The organism is Caecibacteroides pullorum (genome assembly GCF_019239235.1).
Taxonomy (GTDB): domain Bacteria; phylum Bacteroidota; class Bacteroidia; order Bacteroidales; family Bacteroidaceae; genus Bacteroides; species Bacteroides pullorum.
Genome location: NZ_JAAZTS010000010.1, coordinates 111,463 through 123,917, shown reverse-complemented (window position 1 = coordinate 123,917; position 12,455 = coordinate 111,463). Strand labels below are relative to the sequence as shown.

Sequence of the window (12,455 nt, the reverse complement as noted above, 5' to 3'; positions counted from 1 at the left end):
TCTTTAGGCTTAAAGATACAAAATCTTTAGGTAATAACAAAGCCCCAGCTTGTGAAAGTCGGGGCTTTGTGCTAAACAAAGAAGGTGTGCTTTTTGACACACCTTCTTTGTGTTTCAAATATAGAAGTCTCTCTTTTCCAAAAGCCTTTCAAGTTGTTTATTTTCTATCTTTAAGGTTATGATTCAAGAAAATTAAAGTGTTAAAATGCGTTTTCTTCAAATCGACTTATAAAGAAAATGTTTATATTTAAGGAATTTATTATTGAAATAATGTCTAATCCTTAAAATCGAAGCGTATGAGAAAGTATTTGGCAGAGATGATAGGCACGATGGTGCTTGTCTTAATGGGATGCGGCAGTGCTGTATTCGCAGGTAGTGCAGCCGACACCGTAGGTGCCGGAGTAGGAACTTTGGGAGTAGCTTTGGCTTTTGGTTTATCCGTAGTGGCTATGGCCTATACGATTGGAAGCATTTCAGGATGCCATATTAACCCTGCTATTACGCTGGGGGTATGGATGTCGGGGCGTATGAATAGTAAGGATGCTACGATGTATATGATTTTTCAGGTATTAGGTGCTATCATCGGTTCGTTCATACTGTCGTTGTTAGTATCTTCAGGAGGATTCGATGGGCCTACAGCCACTGGTTCCAATACGTTTGATCCGAGTGAGACGGGACAGGCGTTTATTGCTGAGGCTGTATTTACTTTTATCTTTGTTTTGGTGGTGCTTGGTTCTACTGATGAGAAAGGTGGTGCAGGTAATTTGGCTGGCCTGGCTATTGGTTTGACACTGGTGTTGATTCATATCGTTTGTATCCCTATTACAGGTACGTCGGTCAATCCTGCTCGAAGTATTGGCCCTGCTTTACTTGAAGGTGGGCAGGCTCTTTCACAGCTGTGGCTTTTCATTGTAGCTCCTTTTGTGGGTGCTGCATGTAGTGCGCTGGTGTGGAAGTTCTTTGCTGCAGGTCGTAAGTAGTCATTATTTTCCGAAAAAATAGCGGGAAAGTCCCGATCGGTATAACATTTGTTCAATGGCAAGGCTGCCGCCCACAGCTAGGGCGGTAGCCGTTACGAGGAATAGTATACCCGTAGGATCGAAGGACAGCAGTGGCAAGTAACCTTTAGCCAGCATGGTGAAAACAGGTGAAAAAAGTAGAATGGCTAACGTATGTTGTCCGATGTACAGGCTGCCTCGACGTAAGCGATCCGTCAGGAGTGGGTAGAAGTAGAGTAACAGACATGATGCCAGGTAGGTAATGATTATTCCGGACAAACTCCCGCGAGACAGATTTTCGGGTACGGCACACAATAAAATGAATGGTATAATGGCCCATATAGATGGGCGGAAGAAACGATTTAGTTTTACGTGGGTCTGTGCCAATATGCATCCGCCTAGAAAGTAAGCAGCATTCTCGTAAGCTAGTAGGTGTAGACATGTCAAGCCATAAAGGCAGAGTCCTAGAATGATAAAACGAGTAATTGCTTCTCCTCGTACAAGGTGGAAGATAGCGTAGTAGAGTAAGGCGCAGAGTATAAGCGTATGTAGATACCAGTAGGGGCCTACGGGTGAGACGAAAATCGCTTCGATTATGGCCGGCAGGCTCAGTTCCTCCAGTCCTTGGCGTACGGGTAGTAGGCAGGAAGCTACCGCATAACTTGTTTCCATTACTGCATAGGGAATAAAAATCCACAAGTATTTCTTCAGAAACTCTTTAATGGACTTCCCAATATTGGTCAGGTAACCTGAAATCAGCAAGAAGATTGGCATGTGGAAGGTGTAAACCACTTGCTTGGCATAGGGATATTTGTCGCCGATGTAGGTTAGGTGGAAGATTACCATCAATAGGATACAGACACATTTCAGGTAGTCTATTTCATTCATCCTGCCGGACAGGGTACGTTCGTTTCCGAGGAACGGATCCTTTGTCTTCATGTTGGTGAGAGTTCTAAAGATTATTTGTGCACAAAAGTACACCATTTTGTCGCTCCTCGGAAATGATGCAGTGAGTTTAACAATCAGCGTCGTTCGGCTATTAGAGCGGGAATTCCTGTTACTTGGTGGCAGGCTACGGGGATGTTATTCTCGTTCAGTTCATATACTGTTTCTTTCTTGTCTTTACTGAACGTTTCTTGTGATTCACTCCAGCGGGCATAGCTCATGATGACTTCGTTGGCTTCGTAGCGGTAGGTCATCTGGAAGTAAGGAATCCATTTATCAACAGTACCGTCCCATTTGGAAGCTGTTTTACTGATAAGACGGTTTTGTTCGTCATAAGTGAATTCGTAACGCATGTGGTTGTGCAGATAGTTGCCATCCTGCTTGTAGATGGTTCTCGATACGACGAGGTTGTTCTTTACTTCTTCATTGGTGATGAAGTTGTTCTGTGCCATTGCTTGGGTGTTGAGAAGGTTGACCAGTGTGATTACGGCGAGTGCCAATGCTTTGAATACGTTCATAGTTTTCATAATTCAGTTTTGTTTTAAAGAGTTATTGTTATTAGTTTCTATTTTTATCAGTTAGACGTTGTTCGTAGAAAGAAAAGTTGCGCTATTGAGTTTCTTTCTTCTCGAACGTCCATTCACTTAAATATTATTCAAATGGCATGCCAAACTTTTAAATATTTGATAATCAGTGTCTGTTCATTATTCCCTTCTGTTCGTTATCGGACATGTGTCCGCTTTTGGTGTTCGAAAACATACAAAATGCCCTGTAGTGCGTCTGATGAATGACGGCCATACAGGGCATTTGAGCGTCCTATTTTAGGGAATAGGATGTTTTGATAATGCTTTCTTTTAGTTTATACTTATCGTTAACGGGTTGCGTACTTTTTGTGCAAAATTAGCCATATAGTTATTCCATGCATTGATATCTTTTATGTCTGCACGGTCCCAGCCAAATCCCCAATAGTAGACATAATTTGCTCCAGGTTCATAGTCGCTAGTTGCTAAAATATGTCCTTCGGCATTACCATGTTGTTTCTTTTCGTCATTGGAATATTTTACAATTTTCGCTTCTTTAATATCAGCAAGGAAGGCTGCTCCTACGAATACTTTGCCGTTGTCAGGACCTGTGGTCGGATCTACATAAGTCATGTAACCGTTGGCTGCATCAGTCTTTACGGCACCATCGTCGTGTAAAACAATGCCAGTTGCTATAGGTAGAGATTCCTGAAGTCCAGTATAGGATACAGCGGTACGGTTCAGATGAGAACCTGCATCGAGGGTAATGACACGTGTCTCTACGATATTACTATCTCCCTTTACAGTTAGTGGATTGAATTCTAATTTTACTGTGAAACGTAGCGGACCGTTGTCTAATACTTCAAAATCTTTGTAGCACCATGGATAAACAATTTCACCATTGTCTATAAGAGCTGCTACGCCTGCACCTAGTGTCGGGCCTACAGCATAACAGTCCATACCATAACCATGATCAATGTGGTAGGAAATAGATTGCAATAGTTCAGAGGCTGCTTGGGGATCTGTTTTTCTCAATTCAGCAGCGCGTGCACGTGCTTCTTTATCTAATTCTTTAGCGTACAGATCTTCCAATATCGGTTCGGAAGTATTACGTTTCAGGAATAGATCATAGCCGAAACCTCGTTCGCCTCCAGCCTGTAGAGCAGGTCCGTAGGCACGGAAACCTACCAGGTCATTTTCCCAAGCCATGTCATCCAGACGTTCTGGATATTGGCGTCCACAGGCTTTTACCTCTACAGGTTGAGGAATTCCTTCCTGAATGGTGTAGGTAGCTGTTGCTTTGGCAGCTACTGTTGCAGGGAATATCACTTTATCATCGTAAGTTATCTGATAGGGGATTTCGGTACCTTCAGCATCGAGTACCACAATTTGTGCTGTATCAGCTAATTTTAGCCGATTACTGATTTCATCCATGGATACTTCCACCATTTCTCCAGAACGATCTATATCCAGTGGGTTACTGACGGTTACTGTCATTGGTTGATTGTTTGTACAAGCCAATAACATGCAAGCCGTTATATAGGATAAGAATATTTTTTTCATATAAAGAAGAGAGATTAATGTTTTGATAAATAAGAAAAATGGATAATTGAATCCGGAAAACTGTTCCGTTTCAATTATCCATTAAATGGGTATTCCTAAATGAAATTAATTATTTAGGTTGTTTGCCAATGTAAGCCAAGATACCGCCATCTACATAGAGGATGTGGCCATTTACGGCGTTAGAAGCTTCGGAAGCGAGGAATACTGCAGGACCAGTCAGTTCCTGTGGATCCAGCCAACGGCCAGCCGGAGTCTTGGCGCAGATGAATGAATCAAACGGGTGACGGCTACCGTCCGGTTGTTTTTCACGCAACGGAGCTGTCTGTGGAGTAGCGATGTAGCCCGGGCCAATGCCATTACATTGGATGTTGTATTCGCCATATTCAGAGCAAATGTTACGAGTTAACATTTTCAGACCACCCTTGGCAGCTGCATAAGCGGATACTGTTTCACGACCCAGCTCAGACATCATAGAGCAGATATTAATAATCTTACCATGTTTTCTTTCCATCATGCCAGGCAATACGGCTTTAGATACAATAAACGGAGCATTCAAATCGATATCGATTACCTTACGGAACTCAGATGCTGCCATTTCGTGCATCGGGATGCGGCGAATAATACCAGCATTGTTTACCAGGATATCGATGGGGCCTACTTCTTTTTCGATCTGCGCAACCATAGCTTGTACAGCAGGTTCATCCGTTACGTCACATACGTAACCATGTACAGCGATACCTTTTTCTTTATAAGAAGCCAAACCTTTGTCTACCAATTCTTGGTTAATGTCGTTGAAGCAGATTTTTGCACCTTGTTCTGCAAAGGCAGAAGCGATTGCAAAACCAATACCATAGGAAGCACCTGTTACGAGGGCTACCTTGCCTTCCAAAGAAAAATTCAAATAAGGATTCATAACGTTTAAATATTAAATTATTAAACTTAGGTTTATTTCAAATCTGTTATTTTTGAGAAATCTTGGTCGCCATAATCCAAGTTTTCACCACCCATACCCCAAATGAAAGTGTAGTTGTGGGTAGCTGCTGCCGAGTGGATGGACCATTCTGGTGAGAGGACGGCTTGTTCGCCTCGCATCCATAGGTGACGTGTTTCTTCTATTTCTCCCATAAAATGACATACTGCATGTTCTTCTGGTACTTCAAAATAGAAGTAAGCTTCCATTCGGCGGCTATGTACGTGAGCAGGCATGGTATTCCATACACTGCCAGGTTTTAGTTCCGTCATACCCATCTGCAACTGACAGGTAGGCAACACTTGACTTACAAGCATTTTGTTAATGCAGCGGTGATTGGATCCTTCGAGTGAACCCATCTCGGCTGTGATGGCATCTTGTTTTGTTACCTTACGGTCTGGATAGTTGCAATGGGCAGTTGTAGAATTAAAGTAAAATTTGGCAGGACAGGAAGAGTCGAGACTTTCAAACGTTACTTCACGATTGCCCGAGCCCAAATAAAGAGCTTCTTTATAATCTAATGAAAATACTGTGTTATCAGCTTTTACTATACCAGGACCACCTACGTTGAATATGCCTATTTCGCGACGAGTTAAAAAGTAGGGAGTTTTCAGTGGGTCAATAGCTTCCAAAGACAATACTTCGCCTGCTGGCATAGCACCACCTACCACCATTCGATCGTACATGGAGTATACCATATTTATTTCGTTTGGGATGAAAATTCTTTCAATCAGAAAGTCGCGGCGAATGCGTCGGGTATCATAATTCTTTGCATCTTCGGGATGCGCAGCATAGCGGATTTCATAGTTTGTCTTCATGGAACTAACTGTTTTTATATCCTTAAATACTCGTTGTACGGTCTTCGTTTGCGTACACGATGCAAATGTAGCAAAAGAAAACGGACTCTCCTTACTTTTTTGTACTTATTATCTATTAATATTGTACAAAACTTAAAAGTTGATGTCTACTTCTACAGGACAATGGTCTGAACCATAGATGTCGGTGTGTATCTTGGCGTCGGTGAGTTTTTCACACAAGCGATTCGATACCAGGAAGTAGTCAATACGCCAGCCTGCATTCTTTTCACGGGCGCGAAAGCGGTAGGACCACCATGAATATATATCCCGCTGGTCGGGATAGAAGTAGCGGAAGGTATCAGTAAAGCCACTTGCGAGTAGGGTGGTGAACTTGGCGCGCTCTTCGTCGGTGAAGCCTGCGTTGCGGCGGTTGGTCTTGGGATTCTTCAAGTCGATTTCCTGATGGGCCACGTTCAGGTCACCACACACAATGACGGGCTTTTTCGCGTCGAGCGCCAGGAGGTAAGTACGGAAGTCGTCTTCCCACGTCATGCGGTAGTCTAAACGGCGCAGCTCGTCCTGTGAGTTGGGCGTATAGACGGTGACAAGGTAGAAGTCTGGCATCTCCAGCGTGATGACGCGTCCCTCCTTGTCATGGTGTTCGATGTCGATGCCATAGTTGACGCTTAGCGGTTGGTGGCGTGTGTAAATGGCCGTGCCCGAATAACCTTTTTTCTCGGCATAGTTCCAATAGGATGTGTAACCTTCGAAAGGAAGGTCCAGTTGTCCTTCTTGCATTTTGGTTTCTTGCAGGCAGAAGAAGTCGGCGTCGAGCCGGTGGAAAGCTTCGATGAAGCCCTTATCTTTACAGGCGCGGAGCCCGTTTACATTCCAGGAGATAAATTTCATGTCTATCGTTTTGTTCTTTTCATTAATAGATGATGCATGGGCAAACATACGAAAAAAAACTCGTTTTTTAATGTGGAAGCCTGTAAAATATGGTACTGGAATTCGAGTAGGTGGAGGAAGTTGTCATCGTATGTCCTGAAATCAGGACAACCTGATATGTTTCCTACCTGCCTTCCCCTTTTAAGGTAAAACCTTTCCCTCGTTAAGAGAGAACACTTCTCTCGTTAAGAGAAAACATTTCTCTCGTTAAGAGAAAACACTTCTCTCGTTATGAGAAAATGTTTCTCATTTTGTGAGAGTGGGGTAGAAACTCTTTTTGTTGATAATCAGGACTATGTCTCGTGTCGGTAGATATGCTTGCTGTACACCAGTTCCGCATCAATACCGCTTGCGGGCGTTTCTTTTCGTCCATTCGCTTGCCGCAAAGGCGTTGCATGTCATAAATATTGTCGCTATAGGACAAAATTATCAGTAATAGAAGTTTGTTTTTTAGTGCAACCGCATAAAAACAAGTTATTTTTCGTAAGTTTGCATAAAAGTCATTAAACAGAATGAGGCAACAAGAGATTTCTGAAGAGATAGTGGTTCGACTGAACAGGGGCGATATGAAGGCATTTGACGCTATTTACCATGCCTACTACCTCTACTTGTGCGCCGTCGTGACCTATTACGTGCATGACAGGAACGTGGCCGCCGAGCTGGTGAACGATGTCTTTGTCGGTGTATGGCGCAACAAGGAGCGCGTGGCCTGCCCGGTGTTGCCTTACTTGAAGCGGGCGGCCCAGAACGCGGCTGTCAGCTACTTGCGTTCCTCCCATTTTAACGAGAGATTGCTGACGGACCACGTGGAGGAAATCTATGCCTATCTGGAAAAGCGCATCATCGCTACGGACAATCCGCTACATGCCTTGGAAGACAGTGAGATGGATGCCCTCATCCGGGCGGAAGTGGAGAAACTGCCACCTCGATGCCGTGCCGTGTTCCAGGCCTGCCTCTATGAGGGCAAAAGTTATGCCGAAATAGCCGACGAACAGCAACTCAGCGTGTCTACCGTAAGGGGGCAAATGCGCATTGCATTGAACAAGCTGCGCGAAGCCTTGGGCACGCCGTGTATGATTACGGTGCTGATGATGCTTCATGAGTGTTGGCAATGACGCCCCTGCCTCACACACCTGGGCAGAATGCGGCGGATGAGGCTTTCCGAGATAAAAATGCCTGGGTTACGCAAAAAAAATGCTTTTCTTTTAAACGTTTTTCTGTAGTCTGCGTATATAACTGTATATGGAAGACAAAAACAGTATGAATATAGAATCACGAATTGCGGATTTCCTTGCGGGACAATGTTCTGAAAAGGAACGGCAAGAGCTGCAGACTTTGCTGGAGCGGGATGAGGAAGCGGCGCGGCTGATGCGGCGCATGTCGGCCGTGTGGGCCGTAGCTTCCCTGCCGGCTTTCGTCGGGAAGGAAGAAGAGAACCTGAGTAAAATCAAGCGGCAAGTTGCTTCAGAGAAACCGAAAGCCATGCGGATTTCCGGCCGGCGGAGGCGGATGGTGGCATGGCTCGCGACGGCCGCAGCCGTGGCACTGCTGCTGGTGAGCAACACCTTGTGGTATCATCACTCCGAGGAACTGACACGTGCCTACATGGCTGCGGAGACACCTTACGAAATCAAGGTGCCGGCAAGCTCGCGGACCAAGGTAACACTGCCGGACGGATCTGTCGTGACACTCAATGCAGGTTCTACGTTGAGATATGCCAGAAGCTTCGGCATTGACAATCGTAATATCTGGCTGGACGGAGAAGGACTCTTCGAGGTGGAGAAAGACAAGGAAAGACCTTTCACGGTCCATACGGAAGACGTGCAGGTACAGGTATTGGGAACAGTCTTTGACCTCTGCGCTTACAGTGGCGACGAGATGGTGACAGTGGCTCTGGTGGAAGGATGCATCGCCATGAAGACCCCTCGAGGCACGGGGCTGGAACTGAAACCAGACGAGATGGCAAGTTATGACCGCCGGACGGGGAAAGTGGTGAAAGCCAGGACGGACGCGCGAAGAGTCGGTGACTGGACGGATGGCGGGTTGACCTTTGACAATACCCCATTTGAAGACATCGCCCGAAAACTGGAAAGAAAGTTCCAGCTGAAAATACACATTGGAAGTGAACGCCTGAAGAGAGAATGCTTCTCGGGATGCTTCGACCGCGATCAGGGACTGGACGACATCCTGCGGGAAATCAACGTGGACGGACGCTATACTTGGCACAGGAAGGATGGTACAATAACCATCATGGACAAAGCCAAACATTCATATTAACCATTAATCAACATTCCATGAAACTAAGAAAAATCGTCGTGGCGTTCCTGCTGGTTTGGGCAGGAAGCTCATGGGCGGGATTACCGCTGGAGGCCCAGGACCAGGGCCGGAAGTTCACCGTCAGGGTGGAAAACGTGACCATGAAGGAAGCTATTGAGGCAATCAAGGAAAAAGGTGATTATTCGTTCCTGATACGGAACAAGGATATCGACCTTACAAGAAAAGTTACGGTAGACGTCAATGAGGGTACCCTAGAAGAGATGTTGCGCCAGATGCTGGCAGACACCGACATACGCTATGAAGTGAACGGCAACCGTATCGTAGTGTTCCACTCGGCACCCACACAACAGGCGCGGGGTTCGTTCGTGCTGAAAGGTAAGGTCGTAGACGTACACGGTGAAGCTGTCATAGGTGCCAACATACGGGTGGTGGACGGCACGGGAGGTACCATTACGGACGTGGATGGCAACTTCAGCCTGGAGGTGAAGCCAGGTGACCGTATCACTGTTTCTTACATCGGCTACGCTTCGACGGAAATGGCCGTGGGCGATGGACAGCCTATTAGTGTGACGTTGCACGAGGACTCGCGCATGATAGATGAAGTGGTGGTCGTAGGCTACGGTGTGCAGAAGAAAGCTAACCTGACAGGCGCTGTTAGCAGTGTGAAGATGGATGAGGTGCTGGGCAACCGTCCTGTCGTGTCGGTGAGCAACGCTTTGATGGGCGCCATGCCGGGTTTGCAGGTGACAGGTACCTCTGGACAACCAGGTTCGGAACTCTCTTTTAATATTCGTGGTACGAACAGTATCAATGGTGGTAGCCCGCTGGTGTTGGTGGACAACGTGGAGATGGACATCAATATGCTGGATCCGAATGACATCGAGTCGGTAACGGTGCTGAAGGATGCGGCAGCTTCGGCCATCTACGGTGCGCGGGCGGCCTTCGGTGTCATCTTGGTGACGACCAAGAAGGGCAGCGAGGACAAGCGGTTGACCATCAACTATTCGAATAACTTCTCGTTCAGTACACCGATGAACATGCCCAAGAAAGCAAGCCCCATGGAGACCGTGCAGGCTTACAAAGACATGGGTTGGAATGGCACATACCGCACGGGTGAGGACATCGATACGTGGCTGGGTTTCTTGGAAGAATACCGTCAGAACCCGGGCAGCTATCCGGAAGGATATGCCGAGGTGGACGGCATGCGCTACCAGCTGGCTGAGACTGATCTTTTCGATGACATGCTGGAGACGGGCTTCCAGCAGACGCATAACCTAGCCGTGAGCGGCGGAACGAAAGGCTTGTCCTACCGCATGTCGGCCGGTATGGTGAGCCAGGACGGTGTGATGGTGACGAATAAGGACCGTTTCAAACGTTACAATATCTCGTCTTACATCCGTTCGGATGTCTATTCGTGGATTACGCCGGAGCTGGACATCAAGTACACCAATATGTCTTCTTCCATGCCCAACTCGTCGGCAGCCTATGGCATCTGGGGTGCGGCGGTGGCTTTCCCGTCCTACTTCCCGCTGGGCGAGGTGGAAACAAGCGACGGTGCCCTGTTGCCTGTCAACAGTCCGCGCAACCAGATCATGTTAGGAGCACCTAAACTGAACGACCGGGATAATGTCCGTATTTTTGGGAAGGTGACCATTACACCCTTCAAAGACCTGAAAATCATCGGCGAATATACGTTCAACCGGAAGGATAAGGAAAGTACGACCAATATCAACAAGTTTGACTATGCCAACGGCAACAGTAACTTCAGTCAGGAGACATCCACACCTAACTCAAGCTATGAGGTTGGCCGCGAAACGACTGACTATACCGCACTTAACTTTTACGGCACGTATGCCAAGACCTTCGGCAAGCATGATCTGACCGTCATGGGAGGCTTCAATCAGGAAAGCAGCTCTTACCATTACGTATGGGCACAACGCTTAGATATGATTAACGAAGACCTGCCGTCACTCTCGCAAGGCACGGGTGAATACAAGAACTCTGAAAGCTTCTCAGAATACAAGGTACGTGGCCTGTTCTACCGTATTAATTATGACTTTGCAGGCAAATACCTGATAGAGACCAACGGGCGCTATGATGGCTCGTCGAAGTTCCCGTCAGATAGCCGCTTTGGCTTCTTCCCTTCCGTATCGGCCGGATGGCGCGTCAGTGAGGAAGCGTTCATGGATTGGAGTGACTCTTTCCTTTCCAACCTGAAGCTGAGAGGGTCGTGGGGAAACATTGGTAACCAAAGCGTGGATCCCTACCAGTTTGTGCCTGCCATGAGCGCCGCCAATCCCAACTGGGTGGTGGACACGATCAAACCGACTACGCTGCAGCCGCCCGCATTGGTGAGCAACTCTTTCACTTGGGAGAAAGTGAGCACGCTGGACTTCGGCTTTGATCTGGGACTCTTCGACAACCGTCTGAATGCCACATTTGACTGGTATCGTCGCGATACGAAAGGTATGTTGGCGCCGGGCATGGAACTTCCTGGCGTATTGGGAGCCGATGCTCCGACTCAAAATACGGCCGATCTTCGTTCCAAAGGATGGGAAATCTCGGTAGACTGGAACGACCGCATAGGTGACTGGAGCTACTACGTGGGCTTCAACCTCTATGACTCGCGCACGCACATTACTAAATATAATAATGAGTCTCAGCTGCTGGGAGATAGATATTACCGTGAAGGCATGGAGTTGGGCGAAATCTGGGGATATGACACTGACCGTTTTTATACGGTGGACGATTTTGAAGAAGGCACGTTGCAGGCTGATCTCACGGGCGGCACCCTGAAACCGGGCATTCCCAAAGTGGAAGGATACAACCCTAATCCGGGCGATGTGCTCTATGTGGACCACAACGATGACGGCATCATCAACAACGGCGACAATACGGCGCTGAACTCCGGTGACATGCGCATCATCGGCAATAACACCCGCCGCTATCAGTACGGCATCCGCGGCGGTGCAAGTTGGAAAGGGATATCTCTCTCTTTCATCCTGCAAGGCGTGGGCAAGCGCGACCTTTGGATTATGAACGAATTGTTCTATCCGCAATATGACCCTTACAGCACTATCTTTAATACGCAGCTCGACTACTGGACCCCTGAACGTACGGATACGTATTTCCCGCGTCTCTATACGCAGGCAGCAGGTAACTCGGCTGCCAACCGCATGACGCAGACGCACTTCCTGCAAAACGGGGCTTACCTGACGATACGGAATATCAGCCTGTCATACACGTTCCCTAAACAATGGCTCAACCCTTGGGGCGTGCAAGGCTTGCAAGTGTTCTTCAGCGGTGAAAACCTCTTCACCTTCGATCACCTGCCGAAGGGGCTCGACCCCGAACGTTCGGCGGAGTATCGCGGTTTCAACTATCCGTACCTGCGCCAGTTCTCGTTTGGTATCAACCTGACTTTATAAACCCTAAA

General features: G+C 47.1%; 11 protein-coding genes. 5 read left to right on the top strand and 6 right to left on the bottom strand.

Annotated features, from left to right (window positions below; all coding sequences use genetic code 11):
* A partial coding sequence (locus HF894_RS08845; RefSeq protein WP_204971682.1) for a hypothetical protein occupies window positions 1–182 on the top strand: 182 nt, incomplete at its 5' end.
* Between the two features lie 114 nt (window positions 183–296).
* Window positions 297–980 (top strand): MIP family channel protein, encoded by a 684-nt coding sequence (locus tag HF894_RS08840; RefSeq protein WP_075318270.1) that lies wholly within the window; start codon window positions 297–299, stop codon window positions 978–980.
* Window positions 981–983: 3 nt separating this feature from the next.
* Here HF894_RS08840 and HF894_RS08835 read toward each other — a convergent pair whose 3' ends face one another.
* The 6 genes from HF894_RS08835 to HF894_RS08810 form a co-directional block, all read right to left on the bottom strand.
* The gene (locus HF894_RS08835; protein WP_246593186.1) at window positions 984–1,937 is read right to left on the bottom strand and encodes an acyltransferase family protein; all 954 of its coding nucleotides are present in this window, start codon (window positions 1,935–1,937) and stop codon (window positions 984–986) included.
* A gap of 83 nt (window positions 1,938–2,020) precedes the next feature.
* A complete protein-coding gene (locus HF894_RS08830; protein ID WP_204971672.1) occupies window positions 2,021–2,470 on the bottom strand; it encodes a DUF3836 domain-containing protein in 450 nt (149 codons plus the stop codon).
* 327 nt (window positions 2,471–2,797) lie between these two features.
* Window positions 2,798–4,027, bottom strand: a complete 1,230-nt coding sequence (locus HF894_RS08825) for a DUF4861 domain-containing protein (protein ID WP_204970594.1) — start codon at window positions 4,025–4,027, stop codon at window positions 2,798–2,800.
* Between the two features lie 109 nt (window positions 4,028–4,136).
* Window positions 4,137–4,940: a gluconate 5-dehydrogenase gene (locus HF894_RS08820; RefSeq protein ID WP_021848768.1), complete on the bottom strand. Its 804-nt coding sequence runs from the start codon at window positions 4,938–4,940 to the stop codon at window positions 4,137–4,139.
* A gap of 32 nt (window positions 4,941–4,972) precedes the next feature.
* A complete protein-coding gene (kduI, locus tag HF894_RS08815; protein ID WP_204971671.1) occupies window positions 4,973–5,815 on the bottom strand; it encodes a 5-dehydro-4-deoxy-D-glucuronate isomerase in 843 nt (280 codons plus the stop codon).
* A 132-nt stretch (window positions 5,816–5,947) separates the two neighbouring features.
* Window positions 5,948–6,703 (bottom strand): exodeoxyribonuclease III, encoded by a 756-nt coding sequence (locus HF894_RS08810; protein WP_204971670.1) that lies wholly within the window; start codon window positions 6,701–6,703, stop codon window positions 5,948–5,950.
* Window positions 6,704–7,254: 551 nt separating this feature from the next.
* Between HF894_RS08810 and HF894_RS08805 the strand changes: the two genes are divergently transcribed.
* The 3 genes from HF894_RS08805 to HF894_RS08795 all read left to right on the top strand — a co-directional run bounded on the left by HF894_RS08805 (window position 7,255) and on the right by HF894_RS08795 (window position 12,447).
* Complete coding sequence (locus HF894_RS08805; protein ID WP_021848771.1) at window positions 7,255–7,857, top strand: RNA polymerase sigma-70 factor; 603 nt, start codon at window positions 7,255–7,257, stop codon at window positions 7,855–7,857.
* A 145-nt stretch (window positions 7,858–8,002) separates the two neighbouring features.
* On the top strand, window positions 8,003–9,019 hold the full coding sequence (locus HF894_RS08800; RefSeq protein WP_246593185.1) for a FecR family protein: 1,017 nt from the start codon (window positions 8,003–8,005) through the stop codon (window positions 9,017–9,019).
* Between the two features lie 17 nt (window positions 9,020–9,036).
* On the top strand, window positions 9,037–12,447 hold the full coding sequence (locus tag HF894_RS08795) for a TonB-dependent receptor (protein WP_204971669.1): 3,411 nt from the start codon (window positions 9,037–9,039) through the stop codon (window positions 12,445–12,447).
* Window positions 12,448–12,455 lie beyond the last annotated feature (8 nt).